The organism is Acetivibrio straminisolvens JCM 21531 (assembly GCF_000521465.1).
In the GTDB taxonomy this organism is placed as follows: Bacteria; Bacillota; Clostridia; order Acetivibrionales; family Acetivibrionaceae; genus Hungateiclostridium; species Hungateiclostridium straminisolvens.
In genome coordinates, this window is record NZ_BAVR01000007.1 from 62,546 (window position 1) to 82,334 (window position 19,789).

Annotated in this window: 17 protein-coding genes and 4 pseudogenes; 20 read left to right on the forward strand and 1 reads right to left on the reverse strand. The window is 38.6% G+C overall.

The annotated features are described in order from the left end of the window. Positions 1-125: 125 nt before the first annotated feature. The 11 genes and pseudogenes from rimP (at position 126) to JCM21531_RS03205 (ending at position 9,092) form a co-directional block, all read left to right on the forward strand. On the forward strand, positions 126-590 hold the full coding sequence (gene rimP, locus JCM21531_RS03165) for a ribosome maturation factor RimP (RefSeq protein ID WP_038287292.1): 465 nt from the start codon (positions 126-128) through the stop codon (positions 588-590). Positions 591-669: 79 nt separating this feature from the next. Continuing rightward, positions 670-1,920 (forward strand): transcription termination factor NusA, encoded by a 1,251-nt coding sequence (gene nusA, locus JCM21531_RS03170; RefSeq protein ID WP_038287294.1) that lies wholly within the window; start codon positions 670-672, stop codon positions 1,918-1,920. Positions 1,921-2,038: 118 nt separating this feature from the next. Continuing rightward, on the forward strand, positions 2,039-2,311 hold the full coding sequence (gene rnpM / locus JCM21531_RS03175; protein ID WP_038287296.1) for an RNase P modulator RnpM: 273 nt from the start codon (positions 2,039-2,041) through the stop codon (positions 2,309-2,311). Further along, complete coding sequence (locus JCM21531_RS03180) at positions 2,304-2,654, forward strand: L7Ae/L30e/S12e/Gadd45 family ribosomal protein (protein ID WP_038287298.1); 351 nt, start codon at positions 2,304-2,306, stop codon at positions 2,652-2,654. Before rnpM ends, JCM21531_RS03180 begins: the two co-directional genes overlap by 8 nt. Next, complete coding sequence (locus JCM21531_RS20305; protein WP_243467138.1) at positions 2,632-3,024, forward strand: translation initiation factor IF-2 N-terminal domain-containing protein; 393 nt, start codon at positions 2,632-2,634, stop codon at positions 3,022-3,024. Before JCM21531_RS03180 ends, JCM21531_RS20305 begins: the two co-directional genes overlap by 23 nt. Further along, a complete protein-coding gene (locus tag JCM21531_RS20310) occupies positions 2,975-3,412 on the forward strand; it encodes a hypothetical protein (RefSeq protein ID WP_243467139.1) in 438 nt (145 codons plus the stop codon). The genes JCM21531_RS20305 and JCM21531_RS20310 overlap by 50 nt, the downstream gene beginning before the upstream one ends. Further along, the gene (infB, locus tag JCM21531_RS03185; protein WP_243467140.1) at positions 3,343-5,778 is read left to right on the forward strand and encodes a translation initiation factor IF-2; all 2,436 of its coding nucleotides are present in this window, start codon (positions 3,343-3,345) and stop codon (positions 5,776-5,778) included. Before JCM21531_RS20310 ends, infB begins: the two co-directional genes overlap by 70 nt. Before the next feature lie 47 nt (positions 5,779-5,825). Then, positions 5,826-6,197, forward strand: a complete 372-nt coding sequence (rbfA, locus tag JCM21531_RS03190; RefSeq protein ID WP_038287300.1) for a 30S ribosome-binding factor RbfA — start codon at positions 5,826-5,828, stop codon at positions 6,195-6,197. Between the two features lie 37 nt (positions 6,198-6,234). Further along, positions 6,235-7,189: pseudogene (locus JCM21531_RS03195) on the forward strand (DHH family phosphoesterase). A gap of 3 nt (positions 7,190-7,192) precedes the next feature. Then, on the forward strand, positions 7,193-8,086 hold the full coding sequence (truB, locus tag JCM21531_RS03200; protein WP_038287302.1) for a tRNA pseudouridine(55) synthase TruB: 894 nt from the start codon (positions 7,193-7,195) through the stop codon (positions 8,084-8,086). Positions 8,087-8,163: 77 nt separating this feature from the next. Continuing rightward, positions 8,164-9,092 (forward strand): annotated as a pseudogene (locus tag JCM21531_RS03205) (bifunctional riboflavin kinase/FAD synthetase). 24 nt (positions 9,093-9,116) lie between these two features. On the opposite strand, the gene JCM21531_RS03210 reads toward JCM21531_RS03205, so the two are convergent. Next, a complete protein-coding gene (locus tag JCM21531_RS03210; protein WP_038287305.1) occupies positions 9,117-9,320 on the reverse strand; it encodes a hypothetical protein in 204 nt (67 codons plus the stop codon). Between the two features lie 213 nt (positions 9,321-9,533). Between JCM21531_RS03210 and yfmF the strand changes: the two genes are divergently transcribed. From yfmF to JCM21531_RS03250, 9 genes and pseudogenes are all read left to right on the forward strand, one after another. Next, a complete protein-coding gene (yfmF, locus tag JCM21531_RS03215; RefSeq protein ID WP_038287306.1) occupies positions 9,534-10,823 on the forward strand; it encodes an EF-P 5-aminopentanol modification-associated protein YfmF in 1,290 nt (429 codons plus the stop codon). A gap of 42 nt (positions 10,824-10,865) precedes the next feature. Then, the gene (yfmH, locus tag JCM21531_RS03220) at positions 10,866-12,143 is read left to right on the forward strand and encodes an EF-P 5-aminopentanol modification-associated protein YfmH (RefSeq protein ID WP_038287331.1); all 1,278 of its coding nucleotides are present in this window, start codon (positions 10,866-10,868) and stop codon (positions 12,141-12,143) included. 17 nt (positions 12,144-12,160) lie between these two features. Continuing rightward, a pseudogene (gene lgt, locus JCM21531_RS03225) lies at positions 12,161-13,134 on the forward strand (prolipoprotein diacylglyceryl transferase). 164 nt (positions 13,135-13,298) lie between these two features. Next, positions 13,299-13,451 (forward strand): aspartyl-phosphate phosphatase Spo0E family protein, encoded by a 153-nt coding sequence (locus JCM21531_RS18210; protein ID WP_094184723.1) that lies wholly within the window; start codon positions 13,299-13,301, stop codon positions 13,449-13,451. Positions 13,452-13,665: 214 nt separating this feature from the next. Beyond that, positions 13,666-14,794 (forward strand): annotated as a pseudogene (gene rodA, locus JCM21531_RS03230) (rod shape-determining protein RodA). A gap of 226 nt (positions 14,795-15,020) precedes the next feature. Then, positions 15,021-15,452, forward strand: coding sequence for a division/cell wall cluster transcriptional repressor MraZ (gene mraZ, locus JCM21531_RS03235; protein WP_038287308.1), 432 nt, complete (start codon positions 15,021-15,023; stop codon positions 15,450-15,452). A gap of 50 nt (positions 15,453-15,502) precedes the next feature. Next, a complete protein-coding gene (gene rsmH / locus JCM21531_RS03240; protein ID WP_038287310.1) occupies positions 15,503-16,444 on the forward strand; it encodes a 16S rRNA (cytosine(1402)-N(4))-methyltransferase RsmH in 942 nt (313 codons plus the stop codon). A 424-nt stretch (positions 16,445-16,868) separates the two neighbouring features. After that, on the forward strand, positions 16,869-17,357 hold the full coding sequence (locus tag JCM21531_RS24755) for a cell division protein FtsL (RefSeq protein ID WP_038287312.1): 489 nt from the start codon (positions 16,869-16,871) through the stop codon (positions 17,355-17,357). 208 nt (positions 17,358-17,565) lie between these two features. Further along, positions 17,566-19,737, forward strand: coding sequence for a PASTA domain-containing penicillin-binding protein (locus tag JCM21531_RS03250; RefSeq protein WP_038287314.1), 2,172 nt, complete (start codon positions 17,566-17,568; stop codon positions 19,735-19,737). The last annotated feature ends 52 nt before the right edge of the window (positions 19,738-19,789 follow it).

The window sequence follows — 19,789 nt, forward strand, 5'->3', positions numbered from 1 at the left end:
TAAAGCAAATAGTAGCTTATGGTAAAGAGTGGGTCGGACCCACTCTTTCGTATTATTTCTTGGAACGAAGAGAAAACTTTAAAAGGAACTTGACAAAAGTTATACCAATTCTATCGGAGGTTTGTATGACTAGAAAAGGAATAGAAGAAATTGTTACGGAAATTGCCAATCCAATAGTAAACAGGTATTCTTTTGAGTTGGTAGATGTTGAATTTATAAAAGAAGGCTCAAATTGGTATCTGCGTATATATATTGACAAACCGGGCGGAATAACTATAGATGACTGTCAGGTTGTAAGCGAGGAAATAAGTGATATACTAGATAAAGAGGATCCCATACCTCAGAGTTACTTCCTGGAAGTTTCTTCACCGGGGCTTGACAGGCCGCTTAAGAAGGAGTCGGATTTTGAACGGTTTAAAGGAGAACTGGTTGAAGTCAAAGTTTTTAAGCCTATCGAAGGGAAGAAAGTATTCGAAGGTGAACTTGTAGGATATAAGGACAACAAGATTATTATAAAAAATGATGATAAAGAAATCATGGAATTTGAGCGGGATAAGGTTGCCATGGTGAGAAGAGTCATAAAGTTTTAAATTAAGCTGACAAAACAAGATCACTTTAGGTGATGATTTAGATATTATAAACATGAAAAGTAAATAAGGAGGCTCTAAAATGAGTGCGGATTTAATTCATGCATTGGAACAATTGGAAAAGGAAAAAGGGATTGACAAGGATACACTAATTGAAGCTATTGAGGCTGCTCTTATTTCAGCTTATAAGAGAAGTTTTGGCTCATCTCAGAATGTAAGAGTATCGATTGACCGTGAAACCGGGGACTTTAAGGTTTTTGCATTGAAGAAGGTTACTGCCAATCCCCAAAATGACTTATTGGAAATATCCGTTGAGAATGCGAAAAAAATAGATCCAGACTTTGAAGAGAATGATGTTGTTGAGATAGAAGTAACACCGAGAAAATTTGGAAGGATAGCGGCACAGACTGCCAAACAGGTGGTGGTACAGCGTATCAGAGAAGCTGAAAGAGGAATTATTTTTAACGAGTTTTCAAATAAAGAGGGCGAGATCGTTACCGGGGTTGTTCAGAGAATAGAAAGAAAAAACGTAATTATTGATCTCGGAAAAGCTGAGGCAATACTGGCTCCGGCAGAGCAAATACCGGGTGAGGAATACAAGTTTAACGACAGGATAAAAACATATATAATTGAAGTGAAAAAGACCACAAAAGGTCCTCAAATTATGGTGTCTAGAACGCATCCCGGAATTATTAAGAGACTTTTTGAACTTGAGGTTCCTGAAATATATGAAGGAATTGTTGAAATAAGGAGTATTTCCAGAGAGCCGGGCTCTAGGACCAAGATTGCTGTTTACTCAAAAGATGACAATGTGGACCCGGTGGGAGCATGTGTCGGTCAGAAGGGTACCAGGGTTCAAGCTATTGTTGATGAACTTCGCGGCGAAAAAATAGATATAATAAAGTGGAGCAGCAATCCGGAAGAATATATTTCCAGCAGTCTTAGTCCTGCCAAAGTTGTCAGAGTTGACATAAATGAAGAAGAAAAGAGTGCCAAGGTAACCGTTCCCGATTTTCAGCTTTCACTGGCGATAGGTAAAGAGGGCCAGAATGCGAGACTTGCTGCTAAACTGACGGGTTGGAAAATCGATATTAAGAGTGAATCACAGCTTAGAGCTACAATTGAGCAGCAGCTTTTGAATTATAACGGCAATTACAGTGATGAAGCAGAGTTTACGGCAAATGACCTCTTTAAACCGAATTTTACGGATGGAGCAGACGAAAATACCATGGATGTTACTTATGAAGATGTAACTGAAGATGGTGCAGATGATATAATTGATGATGTGAACGAAGAGACCGCCGAAGATATTGCGGACGATTTGGAAGAATGATTTTTATAAATCTACGTTGATAACTTTTGGCTTGTTTTAGTTTGCTCCTTGCGGTTCATCGACTGGAAACAGGAGGAACTTGATATATTTTAAGCTTGATTTTGGGAAGTGGTGAAAGGTGAAACAGAAAAAGATTCCAATGAGGATGTGCCTTGGTTGTCAGGAGATGAGACCTAAGAAAGAACTTATTAGAGTGGTTAAAAACAAGGAAAATGAAATTTCTTTGGATTTTAACGGGAAAAAACCGGGCAGGGGGGCGTACCTCTGCAAGAGTATTTCTTGTTTTGAAAAAGCCAGAAAGGGTAGAAAGTTTGAAAGGGCCTTCGAGACATCTATTGATGATGAAATATATGAGTTATTAAGGAAAGAGTTGGAGGAGGGTCATGACTGAAAGAATATACTCTTTTCTGGGGTTGGCTAGAAAAGCAAATAAGCTGGTATCAGGGTATGAAACCTGTGAAAGATTGCTCAAAGCAGGAAAAGTGAGCTTGATAATTGTGGCCGAAGATGCTTCGCTAAGCACAAAGGAAAAGTTTATTAATGCCTGCAAATATAGGGACGTGGACATAAGAATATTCGGTAACAAAGATTTGTTGGGTAAATTTATCGGTAAAGATATAAGGTCGGTGATAGCAATACTTGATAAGGGATTTGCAAATAGGACAATACAAATGATTGATGAAGCAAAAATTGGATGCGGGGGTGAAGCTATTGGCAAAAAAGAGAGTTTATGAGCTTGCGAAAGAACTCAACACAACAAGTAAAAGATTGATGGAAAAACTAGAGGAAATAAACATAGTTGTCAAGAATCATATGAGCTTTTTAGAGGAGGATGAACTGGAAGCTTTATATGACCATATTGGTGTAATCAGGCATAAAGATGATAAGGCCGATGCCGATGACAATAAAAGTACTTCTGCTCATCACGTTGTTCAGCCGAGCAGCGAGGCTATGAAGGAAATCAAAAAAGATGCCAAAAAGGCTCCAAGAATTATTAGGACAACTGAGATTTACCTCGATTCAAAAGATGAAGAACCAAAGGTAAATAAAGAAAATGAATCAAGAAGCCCAAAAAAGGTCGAAAGACAGGCGAAAGAAAAATGATTTTATCAAAGTTTCAACAGATACTTCCGGTTTGAGGCCGGGACTTGTGAGGGAAACGAAGCCGGAATATATGAGAATTCTTGAAGAACAGAAAAAAAATGAAGCATCGAAAGCTCAGACCAATGAGAAGAAAGATGCGGATAAAATCAATATAAAAGAGAATCTGCAAAAGGAAACAACTATAGTTCAGGATAAAAAGAAAGAGGATGTTTCCAAACAAATTGCTGAAATTAAGGATGGCTCTATGAATATGGAAAGTAAAGTGTTGGAAGAAGTAAAAGCTACCTCTGCGGAGAGCGTTAATAATGTGATTCAAACTTGGATGTTAGTAATGATAAAGACAAAAAGACAGACAATAATAAGCCGATTTCAACGGATAACAGTATAGTCGGCAATGAAGAAAGCAATACTGTGGAATCTGCAGGCAGAAAAGACATGGATAAGAAAAATGACAATAAAAAGATTGACGTTAAAAAGAGTAATGAAAAGAAAAATGATGTCAAGAAGAATGATAGAAGTGATAATAGAGGCGGCAATGTAAAGAGAAACGAACATAAAAATCCCGATACAAAGAGAAATGAACCCAATCGTGCCCAGGATGCCAACAAGCCGAATAATAACAGACCTGGTGCCGATAAAAATAGGGATGCCGGCCGTGCTGTTTCAAAAAGGCCTTTGGAAATACCGAAGGTTGAGCTTAGCGCTTCTCAGAAGGAAGAATTGAATTCGCAGCGTGCCGAAAGACGCGATTTCAACAAAGATGCCGAAAAGGATTCGAAAAGGGAGCTTAAGAAAGAACAGCCCAGAGCCGGAATAAACAACGGAAAAAATAAGAATCATAAAGTAATAAAGAATGTTTTGAACACTAAAAAAGGAGTTTCAGAAGTATTATCCGACGATTTTGAGATGGAGGAGTATTACTTCAATGGCTCAAAGAGAGTCAGAAAAGTGAAAAAGAAGAAGGAAGAAAAGCAAGAAGAAAAGTATATTCCACCAAAGGCTGTTCTTACATCAATAAAGATTTCTGCGCCCATTACTGTAAAAGAATTGGCTGAAGCCCTCAAGAAGACAGCTGCTGAAGTAATAAAGAAGCTGATGGCTTTGGGAATCATGGCAACATTGAATCAGGAACTGGATTTTGATACAGCGGCTATAGTTGCGGATGAGTTTGGGGTAAAGGCAGAAGAGGAAGTTGTTGTCAATGAAGAGGATATTCTCTTTGACGATTCCGATGATTCCAATGATCCCGAGGCAGTGCCAAGGCCTCCTGTAGTGGTTGTTATGGGGCATGTTGACCATGGAAAAACTTCACTTTTGGATGCAATTAAGAAATCAAATGTTACAGAAAGTGAAGCAGGTGGAATTACACAGCATATTGGTGCGTACATGGTAAAAATAAATAACAGGAATATTACATTCCTTGATACCCCGGGTCATGAGGCGTTCACAGCCATGAGGGCAAGGGGAGCGCAGGTTACAGACGTTGCCATTTTGGTTGTAGCGGCAGACGATGGTGTTATGCCTCAAACAGTTGAAGCAATAAACCATGCTAAAGCTGCAAATGTAACTATTATCGTTGCAATTAACAAAATTGATAAGCCGACTGCAAATCCCGACAGAGTTAAGCAGGAGTTGGCCGAGTATGGACTCATTCCTGAGGAATGGGGCGGCGATACAATTTGCGTTGAGGTATCGGCAAAGAAGAGATTAAATATTGACAATTTGTTGGAAATGGTTCTTCTGGCAGCAGATATGCTTGAACTTAAGGCAAATCCGAACAAACAAGCGAAAGGTACTGTCATAGAGGCAAAACTTGACAAGGACAAAGGACCTGTTGCGACGGTACTTGTCCAGAGGGGAACTTTAAATGTCGGAGATTCCATTATAGTTGGTACTACTACCGGAAGAATAAGGGCAATGACGGACGATAAAGGCCATAGAATCAAAAAGGCAGGACCTTCAACGCCGGTTGAAATCCTTGGTATGCATGAAGTTCCGGAAGCTGGAGAAATATTCTATGCCATAACCGACGAAAAGACTGCAAAACAATTAATAGAAAAGAGAAAACTAAAACAGAGAGAGCAGCAGCTAAAATCAACTGCAAGAGTTACCCTCGATGATCTGTTTAACCAGATAAAAGAAGGTAAGGTTAAAGACCTGAATATTATTGTAAAGGCTGATGTTCAGGGTTCGGTTGAAGCTTTAAAGCAGTCTTTGGAGAAACTTAGCAATGACGAGGTCAGAATTAAGATCATACATGGAGGCGTAGGTTCGGTAAACGAATCCGACGTTACTTTAGCACAAGTTTCCAACGCTATTATAATCGGATTTAATGTAAGACCTTCGGCTAATGTTATTGATGCGGCGAAGAAAGCCGGTGTTGACCTGAGGCTTTACACAATTATATACAATGCAATTGAGGACATTGAGGCCGCTATGAAGGGAATGCTTGATCCGACTTACAAGGAAGTTGTAATCGGGCATGTTGAAATTAGGCAAATATTCAAGGTTTCCGGTGTGGGAACAATTGGCGGAGCATACGTAACCGATGGAAAGATAGTGAGAAATTGTGATATCAGATTGGTAAGAGATGGAATTGTAATTCACGAAGGTAAGCTTGCCTCATTAAAGAGGTTTAAGGATGATGTGAAAGAAGTAGCCCAAGGATATGAGTGCGGCATATCCATAGAAAAGTATAATGATATAAAAGAAGGAGACGTAATTGAAGCCTACGTTATGGAAGAAGTAAAATAATTCTATGGACTAAAATAGACACGCAATAAGTTGTAGGAGTGTTTTAAATGGAGAGAATTGAACGTATATCTGAAGAAATAAAAAGGGAAATGAGCGGTATTATTCAAAATGAGTTAAAGGACCCGAGACTTTCCAAACTTATAAGTATAACGCATCTTAATGTGACAAAAGATCTTCGCTATGCGAAAGTTTATGTCAGCGTTATGGGAAGCGAAGAGGAAAAAGCAAGTGCATTGGAAGGTCTTAAAAGTGCAGCCGGTTTTATTAGACGGGAAATCGGCCGCAGGGTACAAATAAGGTATACTCCCGAAATACATTTTGAGCTGGACAATTCCATTGAAAAGGGAGCGTATATTACCAAGCTGATTAATGAGACATCGGGTCAGGATAATAGCGCAAAGGGTTCTGAAGATGCTTAAGTATCCATAAAAATGCTGAATTGACGAGAGGTATGAAATGATTGAAAATGAAATTATTTCTTTAATCAAAAATGCAGATAGAATTGCTATTTTGCCTCATGTTTCAGCAGACGGAGATGCGATGGGCTCAAGTTTGGCGCTGGCATTGGCACTAAAAAAGCTAAATAAAAACCAATGATTTATTTTGAAGAAGAGATGCCTTCTATATATGGTTTTTACCTGGCAGGGAGCTTGTCCGCATATATGATGAAAAGCCGGATAAATACGGGTTGGTAATAGCCCTCGATACCGGCGATATGGAGCGGCTTGGAAAAAGAGCGGCAATATTTAATGATGCCGGCATTACCGTTAATATTGACCATCACCCTACAAATACACAGTTTGGACAGGTGAATTTGGTAAATACCGATTCGGCGGCGGTCGGTGAAATGATATACCGGCTCATCGAAATGATGGGGATTAACATAGACAAGGACATGGCCACATGCCTTTATGTTGCGATAGCTACAGATACCGGGGGATTCAGGTACAGCAATACAACACCTGTTACCCACCGGATAACCGCCGATTTGATAAACAACGGTGTGGATGTTTCTTATATATCCCAGACGGTTTTTGAAACCGTATCCTTGCCGAAAGTAAAGCTGATGGGAAAAGCCATTGAAAATCTTGAGCTGTTTGAAAACGGAAAATTGGCGATAATAAAAATTACCGATGACTTATTAAAGAGTGTCGGAGCAAAGGAAGAGGATTGTGACGGTATCGTCAATATAGGAAGAAATATAGAAGGTGTAGAAGTAGCGGTGGTAATCCGGCAGCGTGCAGGCGGTGAGCTTAAGATAAACTTCAGATCCAAAAACTATGTTGATGTCTCGGTTATTGCAAACAGGCATTCCGGCGGCGGTCACAAAAGAGCGGCCGGATGTACGATAAAATGCGGTATAAATGAAGCTAAAGAAATGCTCATAAAGGAGATACGTGAAGTTTTATAGGTTATGAATGGAATATTGAATGTTTTAAAACCCCCGGGTATGACCTCCTTTGACGTGGTGGCATACCTTAGGGGAATCCTGAAAATGAAAAAGATTGGACATACAGGCACGCTTGATCCCGGTGCGGCAGGTGTGCTTCCTGTTTGTGCAGGCAAGGCTACAAAAGCAATTGAATATCTCACTGATAAAGATAAGGTTTACAGAGCAGAGCTATTGTTGGGGATATCCACCGATACCCAGGATTCATACGGAAAAGTCATAAGCGAGAAGGAAGTAAAGGCTTCCTGTGATGAAATCGAAAGGGTGATGAAGTCTTTTGAAGGGGACTACAGCCAGCTGCCCCCTATGTATTCTGCAATAAAGATAGACGGCAAGAAGCTTTATGAGCTTGCCAGAAGCGGTATTGAAGTGGAACGAAGCCCAAGAAACGTTAAAATACATTTTATTGATATTTTAAGCATCAACGGCAATAGGGTTGTTTTTGATGTGGGATGTTCTAAAGGTACTTATATAAGGACTTTATGCTCTGATATAGGAGACAGGCTGGGCTGCGGAGGACATATGGCTTTTCTGGTAAGAATGAAGGCCGGAAGTTTTGATATTAAAAATGCTCTGACTTTAGAACAGATAAAAGATATGGCTCGGGAAGGAACCCTTGAAAAAAATCTCACATGCATAGATAGGGTTTTCGAGGACTATGACAGAATATGTCTTAATGAAAAGGACAAAAAGAGGTTTTTAAACGGGGGATTTGTGGGCCTTGAAATGCGCGGCAAATTTACTTCAGCTCAAAAAATCAGAGTATACGGTCAGGATGGAGCTTTTCTGGCTTTGGGAGAGACTGTTTTGGACAGAACGGGACAGTTAAATCTAAAGGTTGACAAGCTCTTTGTATAACAGTGAAAAAACAGTTTTAGCCTTTTGGAGTAAAATGATATCTTTTATTTTGTAGTTGGAGTTTAGAAGGAAGGCATATGAAAGTCATATATGGAGCAGAAAGCAATTACAATTTCATAAAACCAACGGGTGTAGGACTCGGAAATTTTGACGGTTTGCATATAGGGCACATGGCTTTGATAGACAAATTAATAAAGGAATCGGAGCTTAATTCTTTGGATTCGGTCGTGTACACTTTTAGCAAGCACCCGGAAAACATAATCCGAAAAGAGCTGTTTACACCGTTGATTACTTCAACTCACAAGAAAGTGGAGCTGCTTGAAAAGACCCGGCTTAACTATTTATATTTTGAAAAGTTTGATGAAAACTTTTAAGAATGCAGCCCGAAGAGTTTGTTAAAGACATTCTTGTGGGAAAGTTCAATATGAGGCTTGCGGTGGCAGGCTTTAATTATAGATTCGGCTACCGGGGACAGGGTGATACCGAACTTTTACATAAGATGGGAAATGAGCTGGGTTTCAAAGTCATTGTTATTGAGCCGATTATGTTGGAAGAAGAAGTAGTAAGCAGCACCAGGATTAGGAGCTATATTTTAGAGGGCGATATGGATAGGGTGTTTGCATTTTTGGGAAGGCATTATTCCGTTGCCGGAAAGGTCGAAAAGGGCAGAAGGGTGGGAAATACTATTGGATTCCCAACTGCGAATATTTATCCGGAGGAGTATCTTGTTCTTCCGTCTAATGGTGTGTACATAACAAAGACCCTTATTGACGGCAAAATGCATCCCAGTATTTCAAATATCGGCAACAATCCTACATTTGGAGGATTGGATAAGATTTCCGTTGAAACATATATACTGGATTTTGAAAAGAGTATTTACGGTAAAGAAATCGAGGTTTTCTTCATTTCCAAATTAAGAGGAGAAATTAAGTTTGACAGTGTAAAAGAACTTACAGACCAAATAGAGAAGGACATAGAAATCGCAAAAAAGTACTTTGGAAGTTGATTTTATATTGAAATTGCAAATGAACTAAAGGGAGGTGGATATGCCTCCCTTTTTATCTGTATTTTTTAGCAAACATCCCGAAAGTATGCCCGTTGCAAATGTTAATACGAGTATTCCGGCAGCCTGTGCAATAGTTAGATCAATCGTCCGCGCCTCATTATGCTCATTATTCTCATTTTGCTTGGAATGAGTTCTTGGATATTTTCTGTAATATCTAACCTGATTCATTGAAATCCCTCCAATATTATTATTTTCAATACCCAAGATTTTTATTTTACTAATAATAAACAACTAATAAAACTTGACTGACAAATATTGAATAAAGGTGTATTTTTTATTATACTATTAACATACGTTATTTTACCTAAAGTTTTGGAAATTAAGTTTGTAAGATTGAGATTTTGCAGGAAAGATATCATTTACAAAGAGAGGATTGATTTAATGAATACTTTGATTTCAGAAAGCAAAGTATCGGAAATTGCATCTTTTAACGGAATAAAGGTTTACAGGATAAAAAGCCAGAAATTTAAAACCAATTCAATTAATATTTTTTTCTATGACAATCTAACCGGGGAAAATGCGTCTAAAAATGCAATGCTTCCCGCTGTTCTAAGAAGAGGATGCGAGGGTTATCCCACAATAAGGGACATATCTCTTTACCTTGAAGAGCTTTACGGCTCTGTATTTGACTGTGGCGTAACAAAGAAGGGGGAGCATCAGATAGTTCAGTTTTATATTGAATACATTTCAAATAAGTATGCTCAGCCCGATATTGATCTTACAAAGAAAAACTTTGATCTCCTTTTAAACATAATAACCAAGCCTGTTCTTGAAAACAATGCCTTCAAGAAAGAATATGTGGAACAGGAAGCCCAGAATTTGAAGGAGCTTATTGAGAGCAGAGTCAATGACAAAATGCAATATGCCATAGAAAAATGCCTTGAGGAGATGTGCAAGGATGAACCTTTTGGGATATATGACTATGGAAGTGTGGAAGATTTGAAAGGTATTGACGAGAAAAACCTTTTTGAACACTACAAATACTTCCTTGAAACTCTGCCTGTATATGTTTTCATTTCCGGAGATATTGAGGATGAAGGAGTGAAATACATAATTGACGGCCTTGGGAAAATAAAGAGAGGAAATATAAAATCCATAGACAGGACTAAGGTAGAAGCCGATGTGGGGGAAGTTAAAAACATTATTGAAAGAGTGAGCGTAAATCAGGGAAAACTGTGTCTGGGCTTTCGTACCAATACAGAGCCCGGAAGCAAGGACTATTATAAATTGCTGGTCTATAACAGCATTTTAGGCGGCGGACTTCATTCAAAGCTTTTCCAGAACGTAAGGGAAAAGGCAGGGCTTGCATACTATGCATTTTCAAGACTTGAGAAGTTTAAGGGTCTTATGGTGGTAAGCAGCGGGATAGAGATAAAAAACAAAGACAAGGCGTTGGAGATAATATATAAGCAGTTGGAAGAGATAAAAAGCGGCAATATTTCCGACTATGAGTATGAGGCATCCATCAAAAGCATAGAAACGGGGATTAAGTCTCTAAAGGACAGTCAGCTTCAAACTGTGGACTTCTATCTCAGCCAGTATATTGCAGAAACCAACGACACTCCCGATGACGTTATTTTAAACGTAAAAGAAGTAACCAAAAAAGATGTAGTGGATATTGCCCAAAGAATAAAGCTGGATACGGTTTATTTCCTAACATCAAAGGAATAAATGGCAGAAAAAATAGAAGGGAGAATTATAGATAAAATGAATATGAGAGCTATTGAATATAAAAACATCGATGAAACAGTTTATATATATGAGCACTCAAGCGGTCTTAAATCCTTTGTGGTGCCGAAAAAAGGATATTCGAAAAAGTATGCAACCTTTGCAACTCATTACGGTTCTATCAATAATGAGTTTGTTGTACCCGGAGAAACGGATGCAATAAAGGTTCCTGACGGGATTGCACACTTTTTGGAGCACAAACTCTTTGAGCAAAAAGACGGAAGTGTCATGGATAAGTTTTCTAAGCTGGGTTCAAATCCCAATGCTTACACCAGCTTTGCCCAGACGGTGTATCTTTTTTCCTGTACCGACAGATTTAAAGACAATTTTCAGCTCCTTTTGGATTTTGTTCAGAACCCCTTTATTACAGAGGAAAGTGTCGAGAAGGAGAAAGACATAATAGCTCAGGAAATCAGGATGTACGAAGATGATCCGAACTGGAGAGTTTTTTTCAATTTGCTGGATGCATTTTACGTAAATAACCCTGTGAAAATTGACATAGCGGGAACTGTTGAAAGCATAAGCAAAATCAACAGGGACATTTTGTACAAGTGCTATAATACCTTCTATCATCCTTCAAATATGATGATTCTGGTAGTGGGGGATGTTGAACCTGAAGAAGTGTTCCGACAGATAGAGGACAGTGTTGATACAAAGAGCAGCAAGCCTGAAATAAAGAGGATTTTTCCCGAGGAACCAAAGACAATTAACCGGGACTATGTTGAGCAAAAGCTTGCGGTTGCCATGCCCATGTTTCAAATGGGATTTAAGGACGCAGATTTTGCTTCAAAGGGAATTGAGTGCTTAAAGAGGGAGATTGCAATAAAGCTCCTGCTTGAGATGATAATGGGCAGAAGTTCAAGCCTTTACAATGAATTGTACAATGAAGGTCTTATCAACAACACCTTTGATTTTGACTATACTATTGAAGAAAATTATGCTTATTCGGCTTTTGGCGGTGAGTCCAAAGACCCTTTGACGGTAAAGAACAGAGTGGTGGATGAAATTAAGAAAATACAAAGTAAAGGACTTGATAAAGACAGCTACGAACGGATTAAAAGAGCCTTGAAAGGAAGATTTATGAGGCAACTCAATTCGGTGGAAAGAATTTCGCATATGTTCATATCGGTGTACTTTAAAGAGGTAAGCATGTTTGACTATCCCGATGTCTATGACAATATGTCTTTTGATTATGTAAAAAATGTATTTGAAGAACATTTTAATTTGGATAGACTTGCAATGTCGGTGATAAATCCGGTATAAAGAAAAGGGGGAAAAAAATGAATACTGTAAATATTGTGAAGTTCCCGAAGCTGGGGTTGGAGTTTACCATAGACAAGGTTGCCTTTTATATTTTTAATTTGCCTGTCTACTGGTACGGAATAATTATTGCAACAGGTTTTTTCCTTGCAATTGTTTTTGGTCTTAGAAACAGTGAAAAATTCGGTATAAAGTCCGACGATGCGATTGACCTTGTTTTTTGGGCTGCACCCATAGCTGTTATTGGTGCAAGAATTTACTATGTTGTTTTTAACTGGCATGAGTTTAATGGGGATTTCAAGAAAATAATCAATATCAGGACCGGTGGTCTGGCAATCTATGGAGGATTAATCGGGGCAGTAATTACCGCATATTTTTTGCAAAAATAAAAAAGATAGATTTTCTAAAGCTTGCGGACTTGGGCTCGCCATACTTTGTCTTAGCTCAGGCAATTGGCAGATGGGGTAATTTTGTAAATCAAGAAGCTTTCGGGACAAATACCAATCTTCCCTGGGGAATGCATAGCGGGGATGTGGAAAATTACTTAAGATCTTTGAATGACAGCGGTATTGATCCTACGATGCCGGTTCATCCGACGTTTTTATATGAATCCCTGTGGAATTTTGGAGTTTTCCTTTTCTTGATTTGGTACAGGAAGAGGTATAAAGTTCGCGGCGAATTATTTTTCTTCTATATGCTCTTGTACGGCGTAGGCAGAGCCTGGATTGAAGGACTAAGGACCGACAGCCTCTATCTTGGGAATTTTAGAATTTCACAGCTTCTAGCCATTGTTTTTTCTATAGTATTTGCGATAATAATCGTTATAAGGCACAGGACTTCAAAAGGAGAATTGGTCTATAATGCTGCCAATGGCCCGTGTGACATAAAGGACTGTGAAGAGGTTTGCAAAAATGAGACAGAATGCGACACCAAAGAGGAAAATGTGGAAAAAAGTATTGGAGAGAGTGAGATTGACAATAAAAAAATGCTATAATTGACATGTTTATATCAAATATTACATTATTATTACAATTTTCGAATGGTATTGACTCGTAATTAGTATTTTTTTATAATAAAGGAACAAAAAACAAACATGAATGTCACAAATTTAGTTTTGACGTCGTGTTAGTATACAAAAGATAAATGGTGGTGTAGTAAATGCAATTTAAAATTGAAGACTTACAAAGTCAATTAAACGATATGATTGACAACGGTGACGATTACTCAAAAATATACGAGCTGAGTGTGAAGCTTGATATGCTTATCGTCCAGTACTATAACGAATTGTTGGGGAGGAAGAATCCGAATTAGAATAGAGAAAGACACTGTTTGTTAAGCTTTAAATGGTTAAATTCTGGAATTGGTTGACATTGCTTTGAGATAAAAATATAATTATATTGTGATTATTAGTAGTTTGACTACTGTCGGGCAAGGAATGTTAAAAGGGCTTGACAGTAGTTTTTAATTATTGATTCCAACAGATTTTTACCGTGGTTACATATTATCTGTTAGAAGGTGACATTCTATGTATTTTATCGAAAAGGCAAAAAACTCCAATATATTACAAAAATTCGACTATCTTTTGTTTTTTGCAGTTACTTTTTTATCTATTATTGGTGCCTTTGTTTTAAAAAGTGCGGTAGCTACAATGCCCGGTGGACGGAGAATGTTTCTGGTACAGGTGGGAAGTATTGTAGTAGGTACTGTTTTGGCTCTGATTATTAGTTTACTGGATTATAAGGATTTTAAGGTACTGGGAATTCCATTCTATATTTTCACGGTGGTTTTATTGGTACTGGTTCTTTTCATAGGTACGGGAGAAAAGTTGGGAAGCCGAAGCTGGCTTAATATAATGGGTTTTAGTTTTCAGCCTTCTGAGCTTGCGAAGATATCGATGGTGCTGGTTTCATCCGTTTTTCTGGAAAGAATATATGACGGGCAAAAGAATAGGACTGCCAATATCATAAAGTTTGTCATATACTCCGGTATACCGATAGCATTGGTTTTGGCACAAAAGGATTTTGGAACCACATTGGTATTTGTATTTGCGGTTTTTGTAATGCTGTTTGTTTTCGGAATCAGCTATAAGTATATTTTGATGCTGATGGGTGCGGGGGTTGCTGCTTTACCGGTTATGTGGTTTTTTGTCCTCAATGAAACAAGAAAGGACAGAATAAGGGTTTTCCTAAACCCCGAATTGGACCCTTTAGGGGCGGGATGGAACGTTATCCGGTCGAAAATAGCGATAGGTTCGGGCAAGATTTTTGGAAAAGGGCTCTTTAAGGGGATTCAAACGCAAAATTCACTGGTGCCCGTAAAGGAGTCGGATTTTATATTCTCCGTAGTGGGTGAGGAATTGGGGTTTGTTGGAGCAATTATAATTCTGGCTTTGGTATTCTTCATTCTAATGAGATGCTTATATATTTTGAAAATGCAAGGGATAGATACGGAACTTTTGTAGTTACCGGCATAACTGCATTTTCGCAATACACTTTATAGAAAATATAGGTATGAGCATCGGACTTTTGCCGGTTACCGGTATTCCTCTTCCCTTTGTCAGTCAGGGGGGGAGTGCGATGCTGACTAACTATATTGCTATAGGAGTGGTTCTAAGCATATCGGCAAGGAGACAGAAAAGCTTGTATGGAGGATAAATATGGAAGATAGCTGGAGTGGGTAAATCATATTTAAAGTGAAAAGCTGATATTATCAAGCGGAATTTATTCTAAAAAGATAGGACTTGTTTCCTATCTTTTGTTTTTTTATTAGGAAATTTTTAAAATGGACTTGATTATTGGGCCATTTTGAACTAAAATTGAAGTATAAGTGGTGGAAAGTGGTGCGAAGTGGTGGGTTGTTCCAAAATGTGAGGTGAAATTGTTGTTCTATGGTGAATACCAACATTCAGTTGATGCCAAAGGCAGGGTAATAATACCTTCCAAATTCAGAGAAGGACTTGGTGAGAGATTTATATTGACCAAGGGTCTGGATAACTGTTTGTTTGCGTATTCATTGGAAGAGTGGAGCAACTTGGAAGCCAAGCTAAAATCACTTCCATTCACAGATAAAGATGTAAGAGCATTTGTGAGATTTTTCTTTGCCGGTGCTGCTGAAGCTGAAGTGGACAAGCAGGGAAGAATACTTATACCGCAGAACTTAAGGGAGTATGCGGGATTGGAAAAGGATGTATATATAATTGGTGTATCGACAAGGGTTGAAGTATGGGATAAGAGCAAATGGGAAAGCTATTCTGGAGATGAAAATATGAGTGCCGAAAGCATTGCTGAAAAGATGGCGATGCTGGGAATTTGAGGTTGTGTCGGATAAATGCTGAATTTTAAAGTGGGAGTTGGTTAGCTTAAATGGAATTTCATCACAAACCTGTTTTGCTCGAAGAAACCATTGCAAACCTTGAAATCAAGCCTGATGGAGTATACATAGACGGCACCTTGGGAGGTGCGGGTCATTCCGTTGAGATTTTAAAAAGGCTTGATAAAAACGGTACATTAATCGGTCTGGATCAGGACGAATTTGCAATTAAAACATCACAAGAGAAATTGGCTAAATTGAACTTTAAAGCAAGAGTCATCCTTGAAAACACAAATTTTGTAAACATCAAGGATGTTTGTGAAAAACACAATATTGAGACTGTAAACGGAATACTTTTGGATTTAGGAGTTTCCTCCCATCAACTTGATGAAGCTTCCAGGGGCTTTAGCTACAACAAAGATGCTCCCTTGGACATGAGAATGGACAGAAGAGGAATGCTTACAGCAAAGACAATAGTCAATGAATACGGCAGGGAGGAAATAAAGGCAATAATTCGAGACTATGGCGAAGAAAAATGGGCATCGAGAATTGCAGAGTTTATTGTAGAGGAAAGAAAGAAGAAAGAAATTGAGACAACGGGGGAACTTGTTGACATCATTAAGGCGGCGATACCCAGTTCTGCAAGAAGGGAAGGCCCACATCCTGCAAAAAGGACTTTTCAGGCATTAAGAATAGCTGTAAACAATGAACTGGGAATACTTGCAAAGACCATTGAAGACGGCACAGAGCTGTTAAAGTCCGGGGGAAGATTTTGCATAATAACATTTCATTCTCTTGAGGACAGGATTGTTAAGGATGAGTTTAATAAAAAAGTAAACCCTTGTGTTTGCCCGAAGCAATTTCCGGTTTGCACATGCGGAAGAAAACCGGTGGCATTACTTGCAAGCAGGAAACCGATAGTTCCGGATGAGAGAGAACTTCAAGCAAATCCGAGGGCAAGAAGTGCAAAGCTTAGAGTGTTGGAAAAAATTTAATATAAAATAATATATAGACAACAACGAAAACAAAAGATAAAAGCGAAAGAAATACAAAGGACAAAATTTTATTAAAAGTACAAAACAAAAGTTTAAAGGTAAAAACAACAAAAGATAAAGTAAAAACAATTAAAAAACCAAAGAAAAAAGAGAAAAGTTAAAGCAAAATTTCACACAAAAGAAAAAATGCAAGAAAGTCAAAAAAACAAAAGAAAACACAAATTTACAGGCAAACAAAAGATAAGAAAAGAGTAAACAAAAGATGAGTCAAACTGAAAAGAGAAAGATTAACCGACATTACTAAAGACAAAGCCTTACGGCAGGAACTTTTATGATTGATTATTCCGGGTGGGGATGCTTTTATGCTAGCCCCCGGATTTGTTGTCTGTTTTATGGGAATATAATCGGTTTGAGGTGAATACATATGTTAGAGGATAAGAACTACATAATCGGAACAGCGGCAAGAAAAATCGAATACGACGTATATGAAGAAAACAAGGTGCTAAACGCTAAGAAGAAACAGAGAAACAACAACAAAGTAAAGAGAAAGGTTATTTTCTGTCTTCTTTTTGTATTTGCCATGGGTTCTCTGGCAATGTACAGATATTCCCGTATAACTGAGATGAATTATGAAATCGACAGGCAACTTAAAGCTTATGAGGAAATTAAGAATGAAAATATTAGGATAAAAGTTGAAATAGAGAACAGTATTGACATACAGAAGATAAAAGAATTTGCCGAAAAAGAACTTGGTATGCATAAACCCGACAAGCATCAGATTGTATATGTAAAGGTTCCTCAAAGCGACTTTACTATAGTATCTGAAGCAGCAAAGCAGGAGGAGATGAAAAATGCCGGCATATTCTCTGCCTTTATCAGCAAGGTGAATTTGCTTGCCAGTCTCTTATATTAAGCTTGTTGCTTATAGAGAAGTAAACGCTAAATATAGCCGGTATAAAAGAATATGTTTGGATTTTTGGTAAAACTGCACCTTAAATTTTTAAGTGAACCCTAGGCATCTTAGGAAATGGTTTGTGTCTTTTTTGGGACAAAAGAGCTTGTTTAACTTAAATTTAGCGGGCAGTTTTTTATAATATAAAAAAGTATTGGGGGGAACTTGATTGGCAGGCACAAGTTTAGTAATGAAAAAGAGGCTTTTGGCTGTCTTGTTGATATTTTCTTTTTTAGTAGTATGCTTGGTGGTAAGAGTTGGATGGCTCCAAATTGTTAAAGGTGAAGAACTGCAGAGAAAAGCTTACGAACAGCAAAACAGCGACAGAGAAATACCTCCAAGAAGAGGATCAATACTTGACAGAAATGGCAAGCAGCTTGCAATGAGTGCAACTGTTGACAGGATAGTGGTAAATCCCACAGAAATGGATAAGTCGCCGGAGGTAAGGAGGCAAATTGCACAAAAGCTTGCAGAGTTTTTGGACTTGGATGAGGAATCGGTACTGAAGAAAATAAACAAAACCAACAGCCGGTATGAGATAATAAAGAAAAGAGTTGAGAAAAATATCGGCAATCAGATAAGACAGTGGAAGAGTGAAGAAAAAATCAAAGGCTTGTATATTGACGAGGACACAAAACGATATTATCCGAAGGGAAATCTTGCAGCCCATATAATTGGATTTGTTGGAGAAGACAACCAGGGTCTTGACGGTATTGAGAAGACCATGGAAAAATATCTTAAAGGAGTACCGGGAAAAATCTTGAGCGAGGTTGATGCCCATGGCCGTCAAATGCCCAACTATGAAAATAAACGTATTGACCCTCAGGATGGATTGAATGTGGTGCTCACAATAGACGAAACCATTCAGTATTTTGCCGAGGAAGCTTTGCAAAAAGCTATAGACGACAATAAGGTGGCAAACGGAGGTTTTGCCATTGTAATGGATCCCAGAAACGGAGAAATTTTGGCTTTGGTGTCAAAGCCTGACTTTAATCTCAATAATCCTAGAGCATGTCCCCCGTCAGAAGATCCTGCAACATGGACTGGAACTTCTCAGAAGGATATAGACATTTTATACAAGACTGTATGGAGAAACAAGGCGGTTTCCGATACTTATGAGCCGGGTTCTACCTTCAAAGCAATAACAACTGCCATAGGGTTTGAAGAAGGTGTTGTGACTCCCGAGACAAGAACCAGTGATAGAACCATTAAAGTCCAGGGACACGATATTAATTGCTGGAAACCGAATTTCCACGGTGAGGAATCTTTCAGGGAAGCAGTATACAATTCCTGCAACCCCGCTTTTGTCAAAGTGGCATTGGATGTAGGTGTTGATAAGTTCTATAATTACTTAAGAGCTTTTGGATTTTATGACAAGACAGGTATAGAGCTTCCCGGAGAGGCAAAGGGAAGTTTTCATGCAAAGCCGAAAGAAATTGACTTGGCAGTTGCTTCTTTTGGACAGAGATTTACCGTTACCCCACTTGAAATGATTTCTGCATATGGAGCAATTGCCAACGGAGGAAAGCTTATAAAACCTCATCTTACAAAAGAGGTTGTTGACTCTGAAGGAAATGTGGTAGAAAAATTCGAGCCTCAGGTTGTGAGAAATGTTATTTCAAAGCAGACAGCAGAAACTCTTCTGAATGTTTTGGAAGGAGTGGTATCCGAAGGAACCGGAAGAAATGCGTATGTTAAAGGATATAGAGTGGCAGGAAAGACAGGTACTTCGGAAACTATTGAAAAAGGGGTATACATAGCTTCATTTGCAGCCATTGCGCCGGCAGACAACCCTCGCATATGCGTTTTGGTGGCTCTGGATAATCCGAGAGGTGAGGTATATTACGGAGGAACTATTGCAGCTCCGGTAGCGGGCAAGATAGTGGAAGAGACATTGGATTATCTTGGTGTTGAAAGAAGATATAATGAAAAAGACATGGAAATGATAGCAGAAGAGGTATATGTTCCCGATATAAGAGATAAAACTATAGATGAGGCAAAAAAGATTCTAAAAGAGTATGGACTTGAATATAGAATAGAAGGGGACAGCACTGACGGAAATGCGGTTATTAAAGAACAAACTCCCAAGCCCGGTGCGCTTCTTGCCAAAAAATCTGTTGTCATTGCATATACTTATGAACCGGAAGAAGAAATATTGGTGGAAGTTCCGGATGTGACTAACAAGACAATTGATGAAGCGACTAAAGCTTTGAACGCTGCAGGACTTAACATAAAAGTTGTAGGTAACGGTAATGCCGTAAAGCAAAGCATTGAACCCGGAGCAAAAATAGCACAGGGCGAAGTAGTAGAGGTTGAGTTTGTATTTCTTGATACGCATTAACATTTTATTGAGATGCACTTTAAAAACGCAGGATGAAACGTAGAAAGCGTAA